Source organism: Streptococcus sp. HMSC34B10 (assembly GCF_001839505.1).
Lineage (GTDB): Bacteria > Bacillota > Bacilli > Lactobacillales > Streptococcaceae > Streptococcus > Streptococcus peroris.
This window is the reverse complement of record NZ_KV841556.1, coordinates 1-24,790: the sequence shown is the minus strand read 5'-3', so window position 1 is coordinate 24,790 and position 24,790 is coordinate 1. Positions and strand designations below refer to the sequence as shown.

At 39.4% G+C, this 24,790-nt stretch carries 24 protein-coding genes, 5 tRNA genes and 1 pseudogene; 1 reads left to right on the top strand and 29 read right to left on the bottom strand.

Annotated features, from left to right (window positions below):
* Positions 1-105 precede the first annotated feature (105 nt).
* On the top strand, positions 106-1,950 hold the full coding sequence (locus tag HMPREF3237_RS05645) for an APC family permease (protein ID WP_070889115.1): 1,845 nt from the start codon (positions 106-108) through the stop codon (positions 1,948-1,950).
* A gap of 180 nt (positions 1,951-2,130) precedes the next feature.
* On the opposite strand, the gene rpmH is transcribed toward HMPREF3237_RS05645, so the two are convergent.
* From rpmH to HMPREF3237_RS05500, 29 genes and pseudogenes are all read right to left on the bottom strand, one after another.
* Complete coding sequence (gene rpmH / locus HMPREF3237_RS05640; RefSeq protein WP_000831905.1) at positions 2,131-2,265, bottom strand: 50S ribosomal protein L34; 135 nt, start codon at positions 2,263-2,265, stop codon at positions 2,131-2,133.
* Positions 2,266-2,409: 144 nt separating this feature from the next.
* Positions 2,410-3,624, bottom strand: coding sequence for a pyridoxal phosphate-dependent aminotransferase (locus HMPREF3237_RS05635; protein ID WP_070889114.1), 1,215 nt, complete (start codon positions 3,622-3,624; stop codon positions 2,410-2,412).
* A 426-nt stretch (positions 3,625-4,050) separates the two neighbouring features.
* Positions 4,051-5,511: a glutamate--tRNA ligase gene (gene gltX, locus HMPREF3237_RS05630; RefSeq protein ID WP_070889113.1), complete on the bottom strand. Its 1,461-nt coding sequence runs from the start codon at positions 5,509-5,511 to the stop codon at positions 4,051-4,053.
* Positions 5,512-5,641: 130 nt separating this feature from the next.
* Positions 5,642-6,118, bottom strand: a pseudogene (gene pgi / locus HMPREF3237_RS05625) (glucose-6-phosphate isomerase); the annotation flags it as partial.
* Positions 6,119-6,314: 196 nt separating this feature from the next.
* Positions 6,315-6,686, bottom strand: coding sequence for a PTS glucitol/sorbitol transporter subunit IIA (locus HMPREF3237_RS05620; protein WP_033585537.1), 372 nt, complete (start codon positions 6,684-6,686; stop codon positions 6,315-6,317).
* 97 nt (positions 6,687-6,783) lie between these two features.
* A complete protein-coding gene (locus tag HMPREF3237_RS05615; protein WP_000120696.1) occupies positions 6,784-7,764 on the bottom strand; it encodes a PTS glucitol/sorbitol transporter subunit IIB in 981 nt (326 codons plus the stop codon).
* 13 nt (positions 7,765-7,777) lie between these two features.
* Positions 7,778-8,323 carry a PTS glucitol/sorbitol transporter subunit IIC gene (locus HMPREF3237_RS05610; protein WP_001106813.1) on the bottom strand — a complete coding sequence of 182 codons (546 nt, stop codon included), beginning with the start codon at positions 8,321-8,323 and terminating at the stop codon, positions 7,778-7,780.
* Positions 8,320-8,817 carry a transcriptional regulator GutM gene (locus tag HMPREF3237_RS05605; RefSeq protein ID WP_049548210.1) on the bottom strand — a complete coding sequence of 166 codons (498 nt, stop codon included), beginning with the start codon at positions 8,815-8,817 and terminating at the stop codon, positions 8,320-8,322. Before HMPREF3237_RS05605 ends, HMPREF3237_RS05610 begins: the two co-directional genes overlap by 4 nt.
* Positions 8,817-10,643, bottom strand: a complete 1,827-nt coding sequence (locus HMPREF3237_RS05600) for a BglG family transcription antiterminator (protein ID WP_083279645.1) — start codon at positions 10,641-10,643, stop codon at positions 8,817-8,819. Before HMPREF3237_RS05600 ends, HMPREF3237_RS05605 begins: the two co-directional genes overlap by 1 nt.
* Before the next feature lie 62 nt (positions 10,644-10,705).
* On the bottom strand, positions 10,706-11,506 hold the full coding sequence (locus tag HMPREF3237_RS05595; protein ID WP_038804195.1) for an SDR family oxidoreductase: 801 nt from the start codon (positions 11,504-11,506) through the stop codon (positions 10,706-10,708).
* A gap of 183 nt (positions 11,507-11,689) precedes the next feature.
* Entirely contained in the window at positions 11,690-13,039 is a 1,350-nt protein-coding gene (locus HMPREF3237_RS05590; RefSeq protein ID WP_000018239.1) for a glucose-6-phosphate isomerase, read from the bottom strand.
* A 171-nt stretch (positions 13,040-13,210) separates the two neighbouring features.
* Positions 13,211-13,900, bottom strand: a complete 690-nt coding sequence (locus tag HMPREF3237_RS05585) for a gamma-glutamyl-gamma-aminobutyrate hydrolase family protein (RefSeq protein ID WP_070889112.1) — start codon at positions 13,898-13,900, stop codon at positions 13,211-13,213.
* A gap of 137 nt (positions 13,901-14,037) precedes the next feature.
* Positions 14,038-15,804, bottom strand: a complete 1,767-nt coding sequence (locus tag HMPREF3237_RS05580; protein ID WP_070889111.1) for an ABC transporter ATP-binding protein — start codon at positions 15,802-15,804, stop codon at positions 14,038-14,040.
* 1 nt (position 15,805) lies between these two features.
* A complete protein-coding gene (locus HMPREF3237_RS05575) occupies positions 15,806-17,512 on the bottom strand; it encodes an ABC transporter ATP-binding protein (protein ID WP_070889110.1) in 1,707 nt (568 codons plus the stop codon).
* Positions 17,513-17,700: 188 nt separating this feature from the next.
* The gene (locus tag HMPREF3237_RS05570) at positions 17,701-18,402 is read right to left on the bottom strand and encodes a histidine phosphatase family protein (protein WP_070889109.1); all 702 of its coding nucleotides are present in this window, start codon (positions 18,400-18,402) and stop codon (positions 17,701-17,703) included.
* Positions 18,403-18,511: 109 nt separating this feature from the next.
* Entirely contained in the window at positions 18,512-18,949 is a 438-nt protein-coding gene (gene comGG, locus HMPREF3237_RS05565; RefSeq protein WP_070889108.1) for a competence type IV pilus minor pilin ComGG, read from the bottom strand.
* Complete coding sequence (gene comGF, locus HMPREF3237_RS05560; protein ID WP_006144826.1) at positions 18,927-19,388, bottom strand: competence type IV pilus minor pilin ComGF; 462 nt, start codon at positions 19,386-19,388, stop codon at positions 18,927-18,929. Before comGF ends, comGG begins: the two co-directional genes overlap by 23 nt.
* Entirely contained in the window at positions 19,351-19,653 is a 303-nt protein-coding gene (comGE, locus tag HMPREF3237_RS05555) for a competence type IV pilus minor pilin ComGE (protein WP_070889107.1), read from the bottom strand. Before comGE ends, comGF begins: the two co-directional genes overlap by 38 nt.
* Positions 19,616-20,050: a competence type IV pilus minor pilin ComGD gene (comGD, locus tag HMPREF3237_RS05550; protein WP_070889106.1), complete on the bottom strand. Its 435-nt coding sequence runs from the start codon at positions 20,048-20,050 to the stop codon at positions 19,616-19,618. The genes comGE and comGD overlap by 38 nt, the downstream gene beginning before the upstream one ends.
* Positions 20,013-20,336: a competence type IV pilus major pilin ComGC gene (gene comGC / locus HMPREF3237_RS05545; protein WP_006144822.1), complete on the bottom strand. Its 324-nt coding sequence runs from the start codon at positions 20,334-20,336 to the stop codon at positions 20,013-20,015. Before comGC ends, comGD begins: the two co-directional genes overlap by 38 nt.
* Positions 20,337-21,371: a competence type IV pilus assembly protein ComGB gene (gene comGB / locus HMPREF3237_RS05540; RefSeq protein ID WP_257365478.1), complete on the bottom strand. Its 1,035-nt coding sequence runs from the start codon at positions 21,369-21,371 to the stop codon at positions 20,337-20,339.
* Positions 21,301-22,242, bottom strand: a complete 942-nt coding sequence (gene comGA, locus HMPREF3237_RS05535; protein WP_006144820.1) for a competence type IV pilus ATPase ComGA — start codon at positions 22,240-22,242, stop codon at positions 21,301-21,303. Before comGA ends, comGB begins: the two co-directional genes overlap by 71 nt.
* Positions 22,243-22,295: 53 nt before the next feature.
* A complete protein-coding gene (locus tag HMPREF3237_RS05530; protein ID WP_049503733.1) occupies positions 22,296-22,673 on the bottom strand; it encodes a DUF1033 family protein in 378 nt (125 codons plus the stop codon).
* 236 nt (positions 22,674-22,909) lie between these two features.
* Positions 22,910-24,061, bottom strand: coding sequence for an N-acetylglucosamine-6-phosphate deacetylase (gene nagA, locus HMPREF3237_RS05525; RefSeq protein WP_049503731.1), 1,152 nt, complete (start codon positions 24,059-24,061; stop codon positions 22,910-22,912).
* A 266-nt stretch (positions 24,062-24,327) separates the two neighbouring features.
* Positions 24,328-24,411: transfer RNA gene (locus tag HMPREF3237_RS05520), tRNA-Leu, on the bottom strand.
* A 9-nt stretch (positions 24,412-24,420) separates the two neighbouring features.
* A tRNA-Gln gene (locus HMPREF3237_RS05515) sits at positions 24,421-24,492 on the bottom strand.
* Between the two features lie 13 nt (positions 24,493-24,505).
* Positions 24,506-24,578, bottom strand: a tRNA-His gene (locus HMPREF3237_RS05510).
* A 12-nt stretch (positions 24,579-24,590) separates the two neighbouring features.
* Positions 24,591-24,661, bottom strand: a tRNA-Trp gene (locus HMPREF3237_RS05505).
* Between the two features lie 6 nt (positions 24,662-24,667).
* Positions 24,668-24,748, bottom strand: a tRNA-Tyr gene (locus HMPREF3237_RS05500).
* Positions 24,749-24,790: the final 42 nt, after the last annotated feature.

The window sequence follows — 24,790 nt, the reverse complement described above, 5'->3', positions numbered from 1 at the left end:
CAAAAGCGCCTGTATACAAGGCATCAAGTACCATTCTCCCTTGACTATATCTTCTCAAAGCAGTATAATATCACTTGTTTAAAATTCTAAACAAAGGGAGATCTTATGTTTCTTAAATTAAAACAGACCTTTATCGGTCGTCCTCTTAAATCACTTACAGAGGGAGAAGGTGGCCTTCTCGGAAAACTACAAGCTCTCGCTATGTTATCCAGCGATGCACTTTCTTCCATTGCATATGGACCTGAGCAAGTTATTCTCGTTTTAACCAGTCTCTCTCCACTCGCTATTTGGTGGAGCCTTCCTATTGGCGTTTTCGTTCTTTTGCTACTTGCAAGTTTAACAATTTCTTATCGTCAAATCATTCACGCCTATCCTCAGGGTGGTGGCGCATATATGGTAACACGCGAGAATCTCTCCCCTAAATTGGGTTTAATTGCAGGTGGTAGCCTTTTGGTTGACTATATGCTAACAGTTGCGGTATCCGTCTCCTCAGGTGCTGATGCCATAACCGCAGCGATTCCTCCTCTCCACCCCTATAATTTACATATTTCAATCTTTTTAGTCTGCATCCTCATGCTTCTAAATCTTCGGGGCTTAAGGGAGTCTGCTAGTTCCCTTATGATTCCCGTCTACCTCTTTATCCTAAGCACTGTATTCTTATTACTATTCGGAATATTCCAGCTATTGACAGGAAATCTCAGCTATCATGCAACTTCAGCTATCGGTCAAGCTGTTCCAAGTCTCTCTATCGTTCTTATCCTGAGAGCTTTCACTAGCGGTTCTGCTTCTCTAACAGGGGTTGAAGCCATCTCAAATGCTGTTCCATTTTTCAAGGTTCCAAAAGAAAAGAATGCTGCACAGACATTAACCATTATGTCTCTCATTCTTGGATTCTTATTTGCAGGAATCACTTTCTTGAACTACTGGATGGGAATCACTCCTCAACATGGTGAAACAATCCTTTCGCAAATGGCTAGAGGGATTCTAGGAGATTCTGCATTCGGTCAAATAGCCTATTATCTATTCCAATTTTCAACGGCGCTTATCCTAGCAGTCGCTGCTAATACTGGATTTTCAGCCTTTCCAATGTTGTCATACAACATGGCTAAAAACAAATATATGCCCCATCTTTTCATGGAAAAAGGAGATCGTCTTGGCTACTCTAATGGTATCCTAACACTTGCCTTTGGTGCCATTATCCTTCTTCTCATCTTTAATGGGAATACCGAACGACTTATTCCTCTTTATACAATCGGTGTATTCGTTCCCTTTGCTCTATCACAAACGGGAATGGTCCATCACTGGAGAAAGGTCAAGGGCGCTCATTTTTTGAAATCTGCCTTTGCAAATATCCTCGGCGCTATTATTTGTTACGCTATTGTCCTCATCTTACTCCTCTTCAGACTCGGTGATATTTGGCCTTTCTTCCCAATTATCCTCGTGCTTACCCTACTCTTCTTGGCCATCAATCGCCATTATCAAAATGTTGCGAAACAACTTCGACTATATGAAGGAATCCAAAAACGAACATACGATGGCAATATCGTCCTTGTGTTGGTGGGGAATGTCACTCGAGTGAGTGTTGGAGCCATTAACTATGCACAAAGCATCGGTGATCAAGTGTTGGCCATGCATATCTCTACGAAAGAGACCGCAGAAAAAGACCAAGAAATTTTACAAGAATTTACCCATTATTTCCCAACTATTTCTTTGAAAAATATCCATACTAGCTATCGTGATATCATCACTCCTACTGTTAGATATGTCAAGAAAGTCTCTATGGAAGCCAAGAAGAAAAACTGTACCGTAACAGTATTAGTTCCTCAGTTTATCCCTAACAAACCTTGGCAAAATATTCTCCATAACCAAATGAGCCTCAAGCTCAAATACGCACTCAGATGGCACGAAGATGTCGTCGTTGCTAGCTATTCTTATCATTTGAAAGAATAACAAAAAGCTCAAAATCAGAAATCTAATCATCTGGTTTTGGGCTTTTTTATATGTTGTCTTTCCAATTCATTTTCTTAAACTTTCACCCTAAACCAACTATATTGGAAAATTCCATTTTGAAACAAAAGAAAAGTCAGTAGGCTCGAGTTCCTACTGACTTCTTTGTTTCATTTGTTTGGATTATGCAGCCAAAACTTTGCGTCCTTTGCGACGACGAGCTGCCAATACGCGACGACCGTTTTTAGTTGACATACGGTTACGGAATCCGTGTTTGCGCGCACGACGAAGTTTACTTGGTTGATAAGTACGTTTCACGATGAATACCTCCTCATAGATTTTGTATTCGTTTAGCCGGCTATAAAGTGATCAGTTACTAAACATACTTTACTATTCTATCTGATTCTTACTTATTTGTCAATAGCCCTGACAAATGTTTCCAGCTTTTTTGCTGTGAAAGCCTTATCTACGATACTGTTTCAAGAAGCGAGTCATCTTCTCTTGGATTTGTGCCAACTCATCGACACGAGGAAGATAAACGATACGGAAATGATCTGGTTCTTTCCAGTTAAAGCCTCGTCCGTGTACCAAAAGCACTTTCTCTTGTTTCAAGAAATTAAGGACAAATTGCTCATCATCATCGATACGATACATATCTCGATCGATTTTAGGGAAGATATAAAGACCAGCCTTAGGCTTGACGGCTGACAAACCTGGAATATCTTGAATGGCATTGTAAATAAAGTTTCGTTGCTCGTAGATACGACCGCCTGGCAAGAGTAATTCATCTACAGATTGGTGACCACCAAGTGAGGTTTGAACGACCTGTTGGGCAAGCACGTTTGAACAAAGGCGCATATTTGAAAGCATATTGAGACCTTCAATGTAGCCTTTTACATGATGTTTAGGTCCAGATAAGACCATCCAACCCACACGGAAACCAGCAATACGGTGAGATTTAGATAGACCATTCATGCTCACACAGAAAAGATCTGGAGCCAAACTTGCTACTGATGTGTGGACATTCCCATCCATGACCATACGATCGTAGATTTCATCCGCAAAGATAATCAGGTCATTTTGACGAGCAATCTCAATGATATCTAGCAAGAGTTCTTTCGGATAGAGAGCTCCCGTTGGATTATTTGGATTAATCAAAACAATGGCCTTTGTATTTGAGCTAATCTTTGCCTTAATATCATCTAAATCTGGATACCATTCAGCTTCTTCATCACAAACATAGTGTACGGCATTTCCTCCAGCTAAGCTGACTGCTGCAGTCCAAAGTGGATAGTCAGGCATAGGAACTAAAACCTCGTCCCCATTATCCAAAAGTCCTTGCATGGACATAACAATCAGCTCACTAACCCCATTTCCAAGGTAAATATCATCGATATCTACATTTGGAAATTTTTTGAGTTGGCAATATTGCATAATAGCCTTACGAGCTGAAAAAATCCCTTTTGAATCCGAATATCCTTCACTATCACGCGCATTCATAATCAAGTCATGAATCACCTCATCTGGCGCTGTAAAGCCAAATTCAGCCGGGTTCCCTGTGTTCAAACGGAGAATTTTTTCGCCATTTGCACGCATGCGCATAGCCTCTTCCAAAACTGGACCACGAATATCATAAGCCACATGCTCTAATTTAATTGATTTATTAAATTCTTTCATTTCAATTCCTCTATTCATCAGGATAGTTAATATTATACCACTCCAAAACGAAATCGTAAATTTCCTAGCGCTTTTCCTCAAAAAAACCTTGCTGAACGCAAGGTAACAGAGCTAGGTCGATTTCTTTCTGTATATGGAGAAGAAAGAGTAGAGAAACTCTCTAGATCGAAAACAAAGTCATCATAATGGATAGTAACTGCATAGACAAAAGAATCGCTTCTCTCATCCAGCAAAACGCAAAGAAAAAATAAGTAGACTCACCAACATTAGGAATAATGTTTAGACTAAGCCGAGTCTAGTTGTAAAAATACCATCTCACTAACTTATTTCCTTACCCTGTCAATTCATATTATACACTAAAATATTTGCATTTTCAAACAAGCATACATATAAAAAGAACTCAATATTTGAGCTCTTTTTGAGATGCTATTTTGCGATTTTTTCCAACATGCTTTCAATGTGTTGGATTGATTTTTCACGACCAAGCAGGTAGATAGTTTCTGGCAATTCTGGACCATGCATTTCTCCGGAAACGGCAATCCGAATTGGCATAAAGAGATTTTTTCCTTTAATGCCTGTTTCCTTTTGAACCGATTTAATTTGTGGGAAGATATTTTCTACCACAAACTCATTGTCTGACATAGCTTCGAGTTTCGCTTTGAAGGCTTCAAGTACCGTTGGCACAGTTTCCCCTGCCATGACTTCTTTTTCCGCATCTGTCAACTCTGGAAAGTCTGCAAAGAATAGGTCTGTCAATGGAACGATTTCATCGACTGATTTCATTTGTGGTTTGTATAGTTCTACAAACTTCTCGGCCTTATCAGTTAAACGACCTGCTTTTTCTAAGAATGGTTTAGCCATTGCTACGATTGTTTCAAGATCTGCATTCTTGATATAGTCGTTGCTCATCCAATCCAATTTCTTTTGATCAAAGGCCGCAGGAGACTTGCTGAGACGATGTTCATCAAAAAGTTTGATGAGTTCTTCACGAGAGAAGATTTCGTCTTCTCCACCAGGGTTCCAACCAAGAAGAGCGATAAAGTTAAAGACCGCTTCTGGAAGGTAACCTTTTTTACGATAGTCTTCGATAAATTGAAGGGTATTGGTATCACGTTTAGACAACTTCTTACCAGTTTCAGAGTTGATAATCAAGGTCATGTGACCAAATTCTGGTGCTTCCCATCCAAGTGCTTCATAAACCATGAGTTGTTTTGGTGTGTTAGCGATATGGTCATCTCCACGAATAACGTGAGAGATTTGCATATCGTGGTCATCGATGACAACAGCAAAGTTGTACGTTGGGTAGCCATCTTTCTTTTGGATAACCCAATCGCCACCGATATTACCACCTTCAAACTCGATATCTCCTTTAACGATATCATGCCATTTGTAGATGCCAGACTCATTAACTACCAAACGAACGGTCGGAACAATCCCTGCTGCCTCACGTTCTGCGATATATGCTGCTTTTTCCTCTTCGCTCATGCCAAGATATTCATTGACGTAGCGAGGTGTTTCCCCCGCTGCTTCTTGGCGTTCACGTTCTGCTGCCAATTCTTCTTCGGTTACGTAAGATTTGTAGGCTTTTCCTTCTGCCAAGAGTTGGTCAATGTATTTTTGATAGAGTTCCAAACGTTCTGATTGGCGGTAGTTTTCATGCGTTTCAGGGCTTTCATCCCAGTCCATCCCCAACCAACGAAGATTTTCCAGCTGTGAACGTTCTCCGTCTTCAACGTGGCGCTTACGGTCAGTATCTTCGATACGAATAATAAAAGTTCCACCATGGTGGCGCGCATACAAGTAGTTAAACAATGCTGTACGGGCATTACCGATGTGTAATAGTCCTGTTGGACTTGGTGCGTAACGCACACGAATATCTTTTGACATATCTTCTCCTATAAAGTCTCTAGGCGTCTGCCTTTTTGCTCTCTATATTATATCACAAGTCTTGCCAGAGTCCAATTTCTCTTTTCAAAAAATAGCAAAAAGAGTGGATTTACCACTCTTTTTTATTCTATTATAGACGAGCGTTTAGTTCTTTGCTCAATTCTTCAAATCCTGGTTTACCAAGAAGGGCAAACATGTTACGTTTGTATGCTTCAACACCTGGTTGGTCAAATGGGTTGATCGCATTCAAGTAACCTGAAAGGGCGATGGCCAATTCGAAGAAGTAGATAGTGTAACCAAGAGTGAAGGCATCTTGCTCAGGAAGAGTCACGTACATGTTTGGCACGTCACCATCTGTGTGGGCAAGAAGAACACCGTCAGTTGCTTTTTTGTTAACGAAGTCAACGTCTTTTCCCTGAAGGTAACCAAGTCCATCAAGATCTTCTTCCAAAGTAGGGATGATCACATTCTTACGAGGTTTGTCAACACGGACAACTGTTTCAAACATGATACGAGTTCCTTCTTGGATAAATTGACCCAATGAGTGTAGGTCTGTTGAGAAATTAGCTGAAGTTGGGTAAATCCCTTTTTGGTCTTTTCCTTCTGTTCAGGCACCCCTTGTGGATGCATCTGCTGGAAATTCCCTTGCACTGACTGGCTAGTTTGATTGACTTGCCAATCAACCACTGCGTCATCTATTTTTTCTAATTTAGACCCAGAAGCCTGGACTTTTGGTCCAGGCTCTGAATCAATTTTTTAGACTTTTATTTTTCTAAATTGCTTGATTTGAAATTTTATTATGGTTAAGCAGTTTCAAAAATCTGAATGGTAGAATCTTTATCAATTACTACCGCTTGATCTGCTACAACATGGAGTGTACCAGGAAGGCTCCCCTCTTTTGAACCATCAAAAGAAATCGTGATATGTCCCAGTCCAGTTAAATTTTTTTCTACTACATTTCCTACGGAACTAATCGAATATTCCTGATTATCTACCACCAGCTTGCCACCTTCTAGTATTGAACCTAGCAGATTTTTGTTATCAATCTTAAAACAATACTCTGATAAATCTTCTGGTGCTTCTTCTCCAAATAAAATGAGCATATTGGCATCTTGAATCATATTCTGAGCTTCAGACCCTACTTGAATTACTTTAGTTTCAAAAATTTTCTTCATCTGATTTCTATTCATACTTTCTCTAATTTGTCATAAACTTAGGCTTATAGATAAGTTTAACATAATAGTTCTCTGTTTTCAGGCATCTATCAAAGGTCTACTGATAAAGACCAATACTAGCTATCCAAGCAACTAGCACCCGCGGAACACCATTGAGAAAGCGTGAATAAAGTACCGAAGGGACACCAACCTCAACTGTTTCAGCCTTGGCTTCAGATAGGCCGAGTGCTACAGGAATGAAATCACAACCGTTTTGAGTGTTGATAGCAAATAAAGCTGGCAGAGCCATTTGGGGCGGAATAGTCCCTTTTCCGATTTCGACTCCAATTAAAGTTCCAATAATCTGACTAATAACAGCTCCGGGACCTAACAAAGGAGATAGGAATGGTAAGGAACAGATAAAGCCAATTAAAACGAGTCCCCAGATGTTCCCCGCTAGGGGAACCATTAATTTTGCCAGCCAATTTCCAACACCAGATCCTTGAATAACCCCAATCAGCAAGGAAACAAAGGCCATGAAAGGAATTATTGTATTGAGCATTGTTTGGATGGCTTCACGAGCAGCCTGGTTGAAAGTTGCAACGACCTTACCAGCCCCCATCCCAATTCGTGCTACAATACTTGTTTCAGCTTTTTGCTCTGTAATTTTTTTACTAGTATCGTAAGTTGGCTTTTCAGTTACCACAGTTGTCGCTTTTTCGTCTTCATTAGCAGCAGAAATTTGATTAAGGCCAACTGCTGACACATAGATTTCCTCGGTTATATATTGAGCTAGAGGCCCACTTTTCCCTGTAGCGACAATATTTATTGTAGGGATTCCCTTTTTAGGATAAATACCACAGCGAAGAGTACCGCCACAATCCACGATTGCTAAAGCAATTTCCTCATCTGGGATAGAAGTTTTAAACCCATTAACAGCTTCCATACCGGTCAAATCAGCAATTTTATCTACAATATCTGGCTTTTCTCCGCCACCAGTAATATAGATGAATTTATGCTTAGCTTCACTAGGTGTAATGACCAAAGGTCCTCCGAAACCGCCATTTCCTTTAACAACTTTTATACTCTTATATGACATAATTTCACTCTTTCTATAAATCAAATGTTTTACTCAAGGTAACACCTTGCTGTTTTGCTACATAAGCAGTTGTAAAATCGGTTACCCAACCACCTACAAAGTTCATGACAAGCCCAACAAGCATGTAACGAATGGCTAAGTCCATTTGACTTAAACCTAAAGTTTGAATTCCTGTCGCAATTCCCATCCATACAAATAATTCCCCAGGATTGATATGTGGAAATACACCATTTGAAGTATGGCAAAACTGCATCTGAGCTGCTACAAAACTAGGTTTATAATATTCTGGTAAGAAACGTCCCATACTGATTGCCATCGGATTTCCCAGCATAAAAGCTGAAATGAAAGGTAAAATCATATACCGGCTAACAGGATTTTTGGCAGAAATCTTAGCCAAGGAATTGACCTTCTCTTCTCCCAAGAAAGCGATAAGGGTATTCATTGCAATCAATAGCATCAAGACAAGAGGTACAATATTTGTCATCCAGCTAATAAAGGTTTCTCCACCTAATTGGAAGAGTTTCATAAAACTCTCTGCAAATTCTGTAATGTAATTCATAAGGAACTCCTTTTCTTATTTTTTTTAAATAACTGTTTAATAGATAATTGTAAGTAATCCGCATAAAAGCCGAATCCCAGAAAAGAATCAGAAGAACTTGTCTCTTTCTCAATACCTGCCTCATGCCAAAGATAGACTTTTCTAGCATCTTCTATAGCTGATTGCATCAACTTATTTTCTTTTCTCACAAGAGGATTATACTTGTCAAAATAATGGATGTCTTCTCCAACATAATCGTCCATATTTTGAAAACGCGCTAAGATTGTGACTCCTTGCATTTTGCTAGCTTTAAGAACCCGACCGTTTTCATCAACCGCGAACATGACAATCGTACCGGATTTGATTCTTCCGGATTTTCTGCCAATCGCTACGCGCCCCAGTTTCCGGAGCATCGTATAGGTCTTATTGAAGTCTTTGAGTTGCTGCCAGCCGAGGAACATTTGAAATATATAAGCTGCCATGACAAATACAGCGAAAATTATTAGCGAATTCATTAAAATACTCCTTTGCTCTTAGAAAATGATAGAAATTCTGTCTCTGTTTCTACAGCCCTCAATGCTTCTTTTAGAGAAGGCTCTCCTGCAATTCGAAAAATGTCGTCATACAATTCCAGCAATTCACTTTCCATTTTTCTTTCAATTTCTGAGGGTATAGCGACTAGAAAGATAAATTCAATCCAATCATCTCCTTTTTGATAAGGCTCTTCTAGTTTTCCAAACATTAAAATAGTTTTTGCATAACCTTGGTTAATTGTATGGGGAAAAGCAATTCCTCCGCCAAAAACGGTTGATTGTTTTTTCTCCCTATCAATTATCCGATTTCTAAAACCTTCATCAATCATCTGAAGTTTCTCTAACTCTGCAACCATATTTAGCAAGTATTGATGATAGGTTTTTTGTGGACCTAATCGAACAAATCGTAAGCTGACTGTTTCTAGATTTCTTTGATGAAAAGCATTGGCTCTCTGCCATTCTTCCCGCAACCATTGATCATCAAAAAGATGATTAACTTGAATGACTGGAGATTTAGAATCTTTATATTTTAGAGGAACTGTCGTAAAAATCGCGAAATAGTCCTGATTCAAATCCACATTAAAATCCTCTTCAGAATACTGAGTAATGTCTACATCATTTCCAAGGATTCGTCTGAGTTGCTGAATAATCATCGCAGCAGTTCCTCTTCCTGTTGTGCAAACTACAGCTATCTGCTTGCGAGAACTATTTACAATAGAGTTTTGCTTTCTTAAAATCATTTCAAAATACAAAGCCAAATATCCGATTTCAGATAATTCCAATTCAGAACCAAAAATTGCAGATAGTTCTTCTCCAGCAATTTTCGCCATTTCAAAAGCAAAAGGATATTGAGTTTGAACCTCGCCATGAAATATATCATTAGCTTGCACATGGAAAATCAGTCGATTGATTAAGGGGCCTAGATGAGACTTGATTTCTTCAAATAATTCTTCATCATCAAAGTTAACCAACATTGTTTCTTTGACTTTCTTGACAATCCCTTGAAAAATGTTTGCAAGCTGTTCAGATTGATAAGACGGCTTGCTTAAAGTGTCAATAAAACGGACATTAAAAGGAAAACACAAAAAGTCTATTTCAAACTGACTGAGGGAAATCTTATAAGTCATCACAATATGATAGATTAATTTCTCAACCAAAGGGGTCTCTGTTAAATCATTCCTATAGTAAGGAATAGGACAACTCAACACCCTAGATGCATGAATACGCTCCACCATAATTGAAATGGTCTTTCGAAGGAGTTCCTTTGTTTCTTTCGGGATTTTATACTCCTGGAGTAGCGTCTCCAGAAAAGAAGATGTTGCCTCGGTGAGTGTCCTTCCTTCAAAGTAAGGGGCCACTTGGTGAATATAGAGCAAGCGCAAATTCAGCTCGTCCCCCAAGACCTCCAGCCCACGGTTGGGCTTTCCTGAAATAGTGATAGAGTAACTATCTGCCAAAGATTTTACTTGTTTTAAATCCTTATTAAGGGTACTTCTACTAACACCTGCTTCCTCAGCCAAGTCGTCAATAAGAAGAGGGGAGTTTGACTTAATTAAACGTTTTAGTAAATAGGCAATTCTTTTACTGGAAGAATTGAAGTCACTCTCCTGTTTTAAACTACCAGATAAAATCCTTTCCAACTCTGTATAGTCATACACTTCTAACATTAACTTATCATCTTGTGAGATAATCTGGATATTAGGAGCCAAAACATCATTTAATTGTTGGATACTCTTTTGCAAGGTTTGCATACTAATATCCAGCTCTGAGCGCATATCTATCATGGAATAAGTTGGCTGTGAGACCATTTTTTCTAAAATGTTATACCATCGATTTACTAAGGTCAACTCTCTTCCTCACCTTCATTTTTTTAACCGCGAGTTTTCCCTCCAGCAATATTTGTAGTGACTCCAGTTATATAGCTAGAACGATCTGAAATATAGAATGCTACAAGATCAGCTACTTCCCGTAGTTTACCACTTCGTCCCAAAGGAGTTGTTGAAGTTGAAGCATAACCAGCTCGAATATCTTCTACCGTCTTTCCACGGGTATAAGCAAGAGCTTCCTCATAAGAAAGAGTTCGAAGTCCCGTAGCTTCCATAATTCCTGGAGCAATTCCAACCACACGTACACCATGCTTACCCAGCTCTTTCGCCCATGAACGAGTGTAACTATAGACTGCTGCTTTTGTTGCAGCATAGGCACTTTGTCCTTCAGAACCTTCCAAGCCTGCTTCTGAAGCCATGTTCACAATTACACCTTTTCCATTTTTCACTAAAATACGTCCTACTGCCTGACTAACCAAATACAAACCTTTTTGATTAATCATTGTTACTTTTTCAAACGTTTCATCGTCTAACTCGTAAGGACCTTTAGGATTTTCTGCATCAATTAATAATCTGGGAACATTAATCCCTGCATTATTGACTACCGCATCAATATTGCCAAATCTTTCAACTATTTTGGCAACACCCTCTTCTACTTCAGAGCGAGAAGTTACATCAACTTTTACAAATAATAGATTCGGGTGACGCAAATCGTTGTCGCTAAGATCAAAATTCGCTACATTGACTCCTAATTCCAGCAATTCTTCAACGATTGCCTTACCGATCCCAGATGACGCGCCAGTCACAAGAACTGTTTTGCCTTTTATGTTTAACCAATCATTCATTTTGATACCTCTCAAATTTTATTTACAAGGCAATTATACAGCGCTTTCATAAAAGAATTAAGACACTCTTTTTTACACTTTTAAAAAAAATAATAAACTAATTAAGAGGCTTGTACTAAAAATCCACAAGAAATGAACTTGTGGATCTTTTTATATTCTAAATGAACTCAAAGCATATGAGAATCAAAGGCGTGCATTCAACTCAGCACCCAGCTCTTCAAAGCCTGGTTTCCCAAGAAGAGCAAACATGTTTTTCTTATAAGCTTCAACTCCAGGCTGGTCAAATGGATTGATACCATTCAGGTAGCCAGAAAGAGCAATAGCCAACTCAAAGAAGTAAATAGTGTAGCCCAAAGTGAACTCATCTTGCTCAGGCAGTGTCACAAACATATTTGGAACTCCACCATCAGTGTGTGCTAACAGCACTCCATCTGTAGCTTTTTTATTGACAAAGTCAACATCTTTTCCTTGCAAGTAGCCAAGACCGTCCAAGTCTTCTGCCAATTCAGGAATCAGCACATTTTTGCGAGGTTTATCTACACGGATAACTGTTTCAAAGAGGATACGGGTACCTTCCTGGATAAATTGTCCCAGAGAGTGCAAGTCTGTTGAGAAGTTAGCTGAAGTTGGATAAATCCCTTTTTGGTCTTTCCCTTCTGACTCACCAGCCAGTTGCTTCCACCACTCAGAGAAGTATTGCAGAGATGGTTCATAGTTAGCTAGAACTTCTGTCAGATAACCTTTACGGTACAAGATATTGCGTACAACTGCATATTGATATGCTTCATTTTCAGCCAACTTATCAGAAGCATAAGCCTTGCGAGCAGCATTTGCTCCTTCCATTAACTTGCTGATATCAGCTCCTGCAGCTGCGATTGGCAAGAGCCCCACTGCTGTCAATACTGTAAAACGACCACCTACACTATCAGGCACTACAAAAGTATCCCAGCCATTAGCATCTGCTTCAACTTTAACTGCACCTTTAGCGCGGTCTGTAGTTGCGTAGATACGTTGGTTAGCTTCTTCTTGACCGTACTTCTTAACCAAGAGTTCTTTGAAGACACGGAAAGCAATAGCCGGTTCAGTTGTTGTACCTGATTTAGAAATCACGTTTACTGAGAAATCTTTGTCTGATACATAGTCTACCAAATCAGCCAAATAGCTTGAAGAGATAGAGTTTCCAGCATAGAGGATCTGAGGTGCCTTGCGTTCTTCCTTTCTTTGCAAGTTTACAAATGAATTATTCAAGAAATCAATAGCTGCACGAGCTCCTAAATAGGAACCACCAATACCGATTACGATCAATACCTCACTATCAGATTGGATTTTAGCAGCAGCCTTTTGAATACGAGCAAATTCATCTTTGTCATATTCTTCAGGTAAGTTCAACCAGCCAGTCATTTCTGCCCCAGGACCTGTACCATTTCTCAGAGCAGAATCTGCTGCAGTCACTTGAGGCTGCATATAATCTAGTTCATGTGGTGCAACAAATTTATCTAATACTTTTGAATAATCAAATTTAATATGTGACATAATATTCCTCCAAAATTTCTTCTCTTCTATCATAACCCTTACCTTAGATTTTTTCAAGTTTTTATACTGAATTTTTCCAAATTTTATCATAATTTAAACATTTGCGTAAAAAATGTTACAATATTAAAATTTGAACGAAATAAGACAAAAAAACGACTAGGTTTCCAGTCGTTACAATTCATTCAATAAATACTCAAATAATTCTAAGTTGCCATCCTCTTTATTGACCAAAAATTCTGGATGCCACTGCAAACCAATAATACGGTGTTCATCGATAGATTCGATTGCTTCAATCGTTTGGTCACGTGGATCTACTGCAGTTACGCGGAAATTAGGTGCCAAGTCTTTAATACTTTGACGATGAACTGAGTTTACTTGACTTTCTTTACTAAACAACTTGGACACAACACTTCCTTCCACTGTTTCAATAGAATGTGAAGTTCCAAAAGGTAGACCTTGCCAATGACCTTCAATCTCCTGATTGAGTGTACCACCAAAGGCAACGTTTACCAACTGAACGCCACGGCAAATGGCTAAGATTGGCTTGTTCTGACGCAAGGCTTCTTGTAGAAGAGCTAGCTCAAACTCGTCGCGAGCTAGATTATAGTCATCGCTATCAATTGTTTTTTCCTCACCATAAAACTGAGGATGAACATTTTGTCCTCCAGTCAAGATGAGCTTATCAATCATTTCTACATAGTCATGGACAAGTGTCTCATCACCAACCGGAATGACCAAAGGAAGTCCGCCAACCTGACGAATACTTTCAGCAAATTTACAGGATACAGATGAGTGGATGTTTTTTCCTTCTGCGTCTACAGGACATAGGTTTGCCGCTACTCCAACAACTGTTCTTACCATTACTGACTTCCTTTCGTTCTCCATTGATAATCTTATCTTATCACCCTTACCCACTCCTGTCTAATATGTATTTTTTAAGTCCGTGATAAAATTTTTTTATCAGAAAAAGTTGCCCAAAATTAGGACAACTTTTTTGCTTATTCAAAGACAAATTGATTATGGTACAGTTCAGAGTAGAAACCTCCAAGCTTGAGTAATTCGTGGTGATTTCCTTGTTCGATAACCTCACCATCCTTAAGGACAATAATCTGATTGGCATTGAGAATCGTTTTCAAGCGGTGGGCAATGACAAAGCTAGTTCTTCCTGCCACAATAGCTTCCATGGCATTTTGAATCTTACTTTCTGTTACCGTATCAACGTTTGATGTTGCCTCATCCAAGATTAAGACCTGTGGATCTGTCATCAAGGTACGAGCGATGGAAATCAACTGCTTCTGACCTGTTGAGAATACGCTCTGATCATCATTAATCAAAGTATCGTACTTATCTGGTAGACTTTCGATATAGTCATGGATATGCGTAGCCTTAGCAGCTGCTTCTACCATCTCCTGACTAGCATCCGGTACTCCAAATCGAATATTGTCCCGAATAGTTCCACTGAACAAAACAGAATCCTGTAGGACAATTCCTACCTTACTTCGCAAACTATCCAAGTCAAATTCTCGGATATCTGTTCCATCAAAGCTGATACTTCCTGCATCCACATCATAAAAACGATTGATTAAGTTCATGATAGTTGTTTTCCCTGAACCTGTCGGACCAACAACCGCAATCATTTTTCCTTTTGGAGCTGAAATGCTAACATCTTTCAAAATGGGTTTTCCTGGCAGGTAGGAGAAGTCTACGTTCTGAATTTCCACACCCTCTCGCAATTCTGTGAAAACTGGAGCATCTTGAGGACGAATTTCTTCTTCTGCATCAAACATTTCTTGGATACGTTCTGCACCTGTAAAAGCAAGTTGCAAACTTCCCCAGCTCGCCGCTAATTGGATAATGGGTTGGTAATATTGCTGAGAAAACTGGGTAAACATGACAATCAAGCCCAGAGCAGTTGCTGTCTCGATGTTCTTATCATTCAGTAAGACAGCTGAACCGACAAAAATAACAATAGCTGTGTTGACCAAGCTCATTCCGTTCATGACAGGAAAGAGAATTCCTGAAAACATTCTGCCCTTAAAAGTTGCTTTACGGACACGCTCGTTTTGCTCAACAAAACCTGCGATCACATCATCTTGAATACCCTGAACGATAACGGCTTTTTGACCTGAAATACTCTCATCCATGTAGGCGTTGAGCTTCCCAACCTCTTTTTGCTGAAGATTGGTATATTTTCTTGCCAATTTCAAAATGACAATCAACATGATGACAGCTAGCGGAGTGCTAGCAATCGTAATCAAAGCCAAGGTGACATTCTTTGCGAACATAACAATCAACAAACCAATATAAAGGGCAATATTGGTCATAACAGACACCAGACTTTCATTGAAAGCCTGTAGGATGTTATCCAAATCACTGGTAAAACGTGACAGGATATCACCATCTTGATGGCGGTCAAAGAAGGAAACAGTCAAGCGAGAAAGCTTGCCAAAAAGTCCCTTACGCATCTCATTTGTCGATTCGGCAATAATACGGCTCATCAAAACCATATAGATAAGACTCGACACCACGAGCACAATCAAAATATAAGCAAGATTCATCAAGAGTCCTAATAGACTTTGCCAAACCATATCAGTATTTCCATTTTGATAAGCTATAACTAAATTAGCCAGTTCCGTGACTGTTTGACCTGCAAATACTGGAAAGAGGGCTTGTGCAATCGTTGCAATGATAATCATAGCAATAACAACGACAAAGGATATCTTATAAACTTTAAAATAGTTCCAAAAGAATTCAAATGTCTTCATCCTACTCCTCCTTTCCTTTTTGCGTCTCGTAAATTTCACGATAAACTGGGTTTGATACAACCAAGTCAGTGTGTTTGCCTTGACCAATCAAGCGACCTTGGTCAAGCACTAAAATTTTATCAGCATGCACAACAGAGCTAATTTTTTGTGCGATGATAATCGTAGTCGTCCCCTTCAAATCCTTGTTGAGGGCTTCTTGAACCAAACGTTCCGATTTGGCATCAAGGGCAGAGGTTGAATCATCGAAAATCAAGATACGAGGATTGCTGACAATTCCACGCGCAATAGACATTCTTTGTTTTTGTCCACCAGAAAAGTTAGTCCCACGTTCCTCAACCGGACTTTCAAAGGCCAAGTCCATACGACTAATAAATTCACTGGCCTGGGCGATGCGAGCTGCGCGTTCCATTTCTGAAACTGTCGCATCTCCCTTACCTTGTCTGAGATTATCTGCGATGGTTCCACTAAAGAGAATGGCTCTTTGTAGGACGATAGAAACTGTCTTACGAAGCGTCCCTTCACTAACTGTACGAATATCCTTTCCACCAATTTTAATCGAACCTTGCTGAGGATCAAACAGTCGTGGAATCAACTGAGCCAAGGTTGACTTCCCTGCACCAGTTGCTCCGACAACCCCAACCATCTCACCAGCTGCAATATCGAAAGATACATCTTTTAGGATAGGTTCTTCATCATTTGGATAGGTGAAGGTTACATTTTCAAAACTGAGACTTCCTTCTAATTCTTCATCTTCCACATACTTGAAGGTCATAGCCGGTTCTGTATCCAGGATTTCACGAATACGACGGAGCGATATCATGGCACGAGTGACTGAATTCCCCAAAAATCCAACCATGACGATAGTAAAGATAATCTGACTCAGATAGTTTACAAAGGAAGCAATGGAACCAACTACTGACGGATCTGACTCTGCCATACCTGCTACAAGCCAGATGGAAAGAAAGACAGCCCCGTATGAAATTAACATCATTGCAGGTTGCATAACAGAAAAAGCATAACCGATATAAAGGTTTTCACCCAGTAATTCATCGGATACCTGCGTAAACTTAGCAAACTGGTCTTTTTCTCGAACAAAAGATTTAACCACGCGCACACCACGTAAATTTTCTTTTGCAATGGCATTGATACGTTCTAGCAATGTCTGGAACTTTGAAAAGCGTGGTCCCACCATCCCCATCATAAAACCCATTATGACAACAATCAGAACGACCATGAGAACTAGCACCCACCATAGAGAAGGTAGGGTGACAACTGCTAGAATAAAGGAACCGATAAACAAAAGTGGTAGTCGAAAGAGAATTTGGAAGGTCATCATGACTACGTTCTGAATCTGATTGATATCGTTGGTCATACGAACAACAAGGTTCCCTGCATTAAACTTCTCAATATTAGCGTATGAGAAAGTTTGAATCTTACGAAAGGCATCCTCCCGTAAATCAGACGAAACTCCTTGAGCAATGTAGGCGGCTAACACAACATTGATGCCACCTGCAATCAAACCAATCAAGGCAACAAGGATTAACCAAAAACCGATAGTATAAATAGCTTCATTATCACCCGTTAGCAGTGCCTCTAAAACCTCCTGCAAATAACGTGGTTGCAAGAGTGAACTCGTTACCATTAGACCTGTCATAACCAAGGAAGCCAGGACCTGCCATTTATAGGCTTTTATTTTCTGAAACAGCATATTTCCCCCTTATAAGATAGACAAAAGGGGACGACAGTTCTGTCAGTCCCTTCTTATGCTTTTATGTTGATACTATTCTAACAAAAAAGAATGCTATTGTCAAAGTACTCAACTCTTACAAGCTCGTGCAAGATGACATTAGCATTCTATCAATCCTTTAAAAATTCTTCTAAATTTAGTACTGAATTTTATTGCTCTAAACTAGTTTGCTCTTCTAGTTTAGCTCGTCCAAGTTCACGGTAGCTACGGTCACCAACTATCTTGACTGAGAATTGACCATCTTCATACTCAAGAATCGTCACACTACCATTATCAAGGCCATGCGGATGCATTCCGTTGATTAAATAAACAATGGTTCCAATAGTCATTCCATGGCTAACTACCAGAGCGTTTCCACCTCCATTAGCTTCCATTTCCTTGGCAATGGCCTCAAAGCCTTCCCAGATACGCCCACTTAGTTTTTCCCAGCTTTCAGCCCAGCCCGCTGTATCAACTTCTACCAAACCTTCAGCTAGCTCCGCATAGGACAAACGATGCACATGATCAACATTAAAGATTCGAGGGATGATACCCATAAAAAGATCCCCATCATAAGCACCATCAAAACTACCAAAGCACCATTCACGGATTCTCTTATCCATCTGATAAGGAATTTTCCCTGTCAAACCTAATTCCTCAAGGATGATTTTCATCGTCTGAATCGTACGCCCAGAATCACTTGAATAGGCACGTTCAAACGTTAAGCCAGACTCACGCAAGCCAATTCCCAATTCATGAATTCCTCGCTCACCTTCAGTAGTTAGAGGAGTATCACTCCAACCTTGAGCACGCCCAATCGCATTAAACATCGTTCTCCCATGACGCACTAGATACAATTTTACACTTGACATTTTCTGTCCTCCATATGTATCTATTATAGCATGATTTTAGGTAAAAACCTCGTCCTAACCCACTTGTTCCAACCTAACAACTTAAACGTGAACTGATACAAGAATCAAGCTACTCTATGTCTTTCTTAGAAGTAGCAACTTCGGAAGGCTTGGCAATCTCTTTTTTAACCTGTTCTTCTTGCTTCTCCTTACTTCCTTCTTTTGACTTTTTTTCTGTCTTATTAGTTTTTTCGTTGGCCTTTTTCAAAGGTGGAAAGTGAAATTCAAATTGATTTTTATTCCTTTGGACAACTGTCGTAAACCCAGTTTCTTTATTTTGGTAGGTCACACTTCCAAGATGATAAGATTTTCCACCTTTTTCATCGAGAACCTTGTCTCGAGTTCTCTTTGCCATCGCATAAGCCACCAGTTTTTCTTTATTTAATACATAATCCCGATGATGAGCAACTTGTCGGTTCAGATAAAATTGGAACAGGAGACTAAAAATACCTGCCATCACAAGGGCATAAAGAAGAACGCCTGCCTTAACTTTTTTCTTTTTCCACACGATAGATGAACTCTCTTTCTAATCCCTTCTGAAATTGGAAATGGAAGTGAACTAGCTGTCCTTCTTCATGAACTCGCGCTGATTTAAGTCCATATACCATCGGTTGGTACCCTCGACCACTCGCATCTGTTTTTCGAAAATCATCCGACTTAGATTTCCCAATAGAGATATCTTTGCCATCTTGTTTCAGATAAATACGATTGTTTTCCACTTTTTGATAATGGGATCCGTCAAGTTCTGCTTCCAGTTGATCCACAAATAAAAGCCACTCTTTTTGCTCATGACTTTTCTGGTAGCGAACTTCTGATATAAGAAGGCGACTCATAGCTTGAAATAACAGTAAGCTTCCACTAATAACCACTAAGGCAATCAGAGATTCTAAGAGCGTAAACCCTTTGACCTTACCTTTCCTGAATGTCAAGTAATTTCTCAGTCCCATGATACACCTCTAAACTCTTCTCTCTCGTGACAACATCAATCGTTACACCATTGACAGTCAGTTGTTTTTGTCCAGTCTGTAAAGCCATTCTAGCCACTCGCAGAACTTCTTCCTGTTTTAGAAGTTCTACTTCTCTTTTTCTACTTTCTTGAATCTGCCCTAGCAAGAGGATTGCAATACTTGCAAAAATTGCCAGCGAAATCACTGCCTCTAGTAGAATAACAGCCTTAATTTTTCGTGTCTTTAGTTTGTTTAATCTTTCCATTTCCTAAATATAATTGATAACGAATAGTTTCTTTTCTCGTTTGAAATTCCACCTTTGCTAGACTTGAATTTCCCCCAGAACGGTCAAATACAATTGTTTGGCCTGATGGAGCTTGAATCCCTTTAGGAACTGTCAACTTTTGACTGCCATTACTGATCGTCTGCCCATCTAAGTTTAGACTAGTCTTTTGCTGACTCGCAATACTGCGTTTTTGAGTTTCCCGATAGAGTTCCTCAAATTCCATAAAAAAAATCTGCTCCTCAACCGCCGCAAAAGTGGACCGGACGGAACCTGATAGACCCAATGCTAATAGGCTCACAATTCCTAAAACTAAGAGACTCTCAAGCATGGTAAATGCCTTAATCCGCAACTGTTTGACTTGTATTTTGTTTTGCATGGTATTCTTTGTAAGCTTTTGCTTGCTCAGCTGTGATACGCCCATCCGCCTGTAATTTGCTTAGACTTGCAGTCTCATTTTTATCCAGACTATAGAGTTCTGCTTGGCTTTCTACTACCTTAACTACAGCTGCTTTACCCTTGTCATTGACTGCATCCTTTTGCTTGGTCAAATTTGGCACAAAAAGCAAGAGTAAAACACTAATGATAAGAAGAACCACCAACATTTCAATCAGTGTAAAAGCTTTTACCTTCGCTTCTTTTAATTTCATCATCATTTTTTTCATCTAAAAATTTACCTCCATATTTTGATACATCGGCAGCAACATAGCTGCGTACAATAAAACGATTAGTAGAGCTACAAAAATAAATACCAGCGGTTGAACCAGATTCATGGTTTGATTGACTCGGGTAAAGAAGGATTCCCAAGTTTTCTCCGCATAGACTTCGAGTTCACTTCCCAGCTTAGACTTGACCTCTCCATATTCAATGATTAACCCCAACTCTCTTCTAAAGAAAGGATAATTTTGCACAACTTTAGAAAATTCACGCCCATTTTGCAAGGACTGCTCTAAATCTTGACCAATTTCCCTAAAAAGTGGGTTCCCTTGCTCCTGCATCATCTGGAAAATCTGTGATAATTCTAAACCTTGTCCAATCATATTTCCCCATTCCCGAGCATAATAGGCAGTCAGATAATACTGAATAAACACACCCATAAAAGGAATTTTAGCCAGAAAAGAAAAGACTTGTATCTTCCTAGATTTTCGGTAGAAGAACAATCCCGTTAAAGATACTGTACCTAGAGCCAGAGCGAGCCCAAGAAAAATCTGTGGTAGATTACTAATCACTACTGTAGCTATGTTACTACTATCTAGTTGGGGCAAGAGATAGTTTCGCAAGCCCAACATAATGAGCAGTAAGAAAGCCAACAAAATGATTGGATAGGTCGCAACTTCGATTAACTTTTTCTTGACCTTAGAAAGATTATCCAGATATTCTTCAATTTTTCCTAAACTCAGATGGAGATTTCCATGAACTTCAGCTAGTGATAGTTGCGTGACAATCGCACTCGAAAAACCTAAATTCCCCATCATCTCTGAGAAAGATTTCCCTTGTGATAAGCCTTGCTTCATCTGCATTACATAGTCTTTTTCTAGTAGAGCACTTCGCTCTAAAAAAGAAACAACTTCCACCAAATGAAAACCACTTGAAAATAAATTGTTAAACAGATTTATGATTTTCTTCTGCTTACTGGTAGCTAATTTTCTCCCTTTCAGCTTGAAGGGCAGTGATATATCCTTCTTTAAAAAGTTTGTCAATCTGCTCGTTCCACTTGTTTGCCTGGTGTTCTTGATAATTTCCGTTTGCAAAATCAATAATTCCTCCTCCCCCAATCAATCTCTGGTAGCAGACCCCTTGCAGAACGACTGACAGCTCTTCCTGACTTACACCCAATTCTAACAAGCGTTCGTAAACACCTCTCACGCTCTTAGCATGAATCGTAGAAAAAACTGTCGCACCCGTCAAACTGGCTCTGACCACCGCACGCGCCGTTTCGCTATCACGAATTTCACCAATAATCAATAAATCAGGCCTGTGGCGAAGAGACAGTTTAATGAGATTCTCATAGCTCAGCCCGATAGCTTCATTGAGTTGTAGTTGTAACATCTCTTCTTGCTTAATTTCCACCGGATCTTCAATCGACATAACCTGCTGCCCTTTAAATAAGGATTTGGCTAACTCATGCATCAGAGTCGTTTTGCCACTTCCTACGGGGCCTGCAAATAGATATAGTCCTCGTTGCCTATAATTCTGCTCCAATTCTCCTAAGTCTTGAAACCAAAAGTGTAACTCTTGCTCTTGGTCATGTAAAAGTCGAATAACTAGACTTTCGTGACCACGATAATCTCCTACCGTCGATAAGCGTAGTGAAGAAACCTTACCGTCATGCTGATAATCACAGGAACCAAGCTGACTTCGACGTTTTTCTCCAACATTCATCCCCGCAAGAAATTTAAAATGACTAATAACTGCTCCCAACTTTTCAAAGTCATAGGTATTGATTAAACGCCTTTCATCTCCTATTCGCATATGCAACTCATAAACCTTTTCCTTGGGAATAAAATAGATATCCTGAGCTCCATCCGTTTTCGCGAGACTAATTAATTCTTGTGCTAATACTTGTACCATATTCCCTCCTCAGTTTATTATTCGAAGAAAATATAAAAAAAAGAACAACTTTATTAAAAAGTTGTTCCATCTTTTTTGATACGACAAGTTCTGTGAATTTCTAGACCTGTTTGTTTTTCATATCCAGGTCTAAATTTTTCATCTGGAATAATCTGACCATCTTCTAATAAGGCGAGAGAGTGATATTGCTGCAGATACTCATCGCATTCATCACACCAACGCTTATCCTCTGGATTCCAAAATATGGTCATTAAGTCTCCTCGACTTTTATAAAGAGGAATTTTCTTTTCCAGTTCAAACCAGCAAGATTTGTAATACTTTAGTGCATCATAATACTTATCAAATTTCTTACTGGAAATCACATCTTCTTCCCAGCCCTCTATAAACCACCAAGGTTCATAATCTCCATACATTTCTATAACTCTATACATAGTTTTATTTCCTTTGTATCGTATATTATAGCGAATTTTTGAAAACAATTAAAGAAATTTGCTCGTTTTCAGAAGCCTCTTTGAAGTATTTTTCGTTCATTAGATACCTTTACAAAATACAGTTAAGGGAATAACTCAACTATAAAAAAACAATACATCTTTGCAAGAGATTATTCAAGATTATCTCTAGTATAAAAATTAAAAAGCAGTGACTAAGTCTAGTCACTGCTTTATTTTTACGCTTGATAACGTTTTTCCCCATCAAGATAAGTTGCTACTAACTCTAAATCTTTATCTAGAACAATGAAGTCCGCATCATAACCTTCACGAATTTGTCCACAAACATCATCAATATGAACTGACTTAGCAGCATTTAGACTAGCCATCATCACTGCTTCATAAGGACTAGCAATTCCCCAGTTGACGACATTTTTCAAACCATCTTTGAGTTTAAGGATAGACCCCGCTAGGTTACCCGTAGATTTAAGACGAGCAGTACCATTAGCTACTACTACAGGAAATTCACCAAGCATGTAATCACCATCTTGAAGTCCACCTGCTGTCATACAGTCTGTAATCAGAGCGATATTTTCAACTCCTTTTTGCTTAAGAAGAATATCACATGCTTTTGGATCTACATGATGACCGTCACAAATCAACTCTGCATAAGTATGGGGTAATTCATACATAGCGCCAACCATCCCAAGTTCACGGTGAGTCAATCCACGCATACCATTGTATGCATGTACCCAGACACTAGCACCAGCGTCAACAGCCTTTTTAGCTTCATCAAATGTCGCATTTGAATGACCAAGAGCAACCGTCACTCCTTCGCCAGTAATGGTACGAACAAAGTCTTCTACACCTTCACGTTCAGGAGCAAGCGCAATTTTATTAAGGAGACCATTAGATGCTTTTTGCCAAGCACGAAATTCATCCATACGAGGGTCTTTCATATAAGCTGGATTCTGAGCTCCTTTATATTTCTCAGTAAAATAGGGACCTTCAAAATAGATACCACGAATCTTAGCACCAGTTGCTTCCTGATATCGAGCCCCGATATTCTCAGTTACCGCAAGGAGTTGGTCATAAGATGAAGTTAAAGTAGTTGGTAAGAAACTTGTAACACCAGTACTAAGGAGTCCCTCACTCATAGTATGAAGAGTTCCTTCGATATTATTATCCATAACATCCACACCACCGAAACCATGAATATGAGTATCAACAAGACCAGGAGCAATGCTATAACCACTATAGTCAACTACTTCAGCACCTTCAGGTACCTCTTCTACATGTTTTCCAAACTTACCATCTACAAGCTCCAAATAACCTCCACGACGAACACCATGTGGATAGAAAAATTGATCCGCTTTAATATATTTAGGCATAATGTATACCTCCTCTAATATTTCATATACTATTTATTATGTCAATTACATTATAAACCTTTCTCTAAAATTTGTAAATGGTATAGACCTATTATAGTTTAAAAATTCAAGAAATAAATTAAGATTTAGTAAAAATAAAGTAAAAATAATTTTATAAAATAAAAGTTAGTATTCAGAATAAATAATAGTAATTTTTGGTAACTCTGAGAAAAAAATTAGAAGAAAAAATAAAAAGACAAGGTCAGAAAAACTTGTCTTTAATACTATACCGGCGGCCGGGGTCGAACCGGCACGTCCTTGCGGACACTGGATTTTGAGTCCAGCGCGTCTGCCAATTCCGCCACGCCGGCAAAGTATAACTGGGGTAGCTGGATTCGAACCAACGCATGAGGGAGTCAAAGTCCCTTGCCTTACCGCTTGGCTATACCCCAATAATATAAAATAGGCGAGTGATGGGGATCGAACCCACGCATGCCAGAGCCACAATCTGGTGTGTTAACCACTTCACCACACCCGCCATACTATTAAACACGGGCAGTAGGAATTGAACCCACACTGAAGGTTTTGGAGACCTTAGTTCTACCTTTAAACTATGCCCGTAGAGGATGGAAGGGGAGGGATTCGAACCCCCGAACCCGAAGGAGCGGATTTACAGTCCGCCGCGTTTAGCCTCTTCGCTACCCTTCCATATGATAAAAATTATGGCGCGAGACGGAATCGAACCGCCGA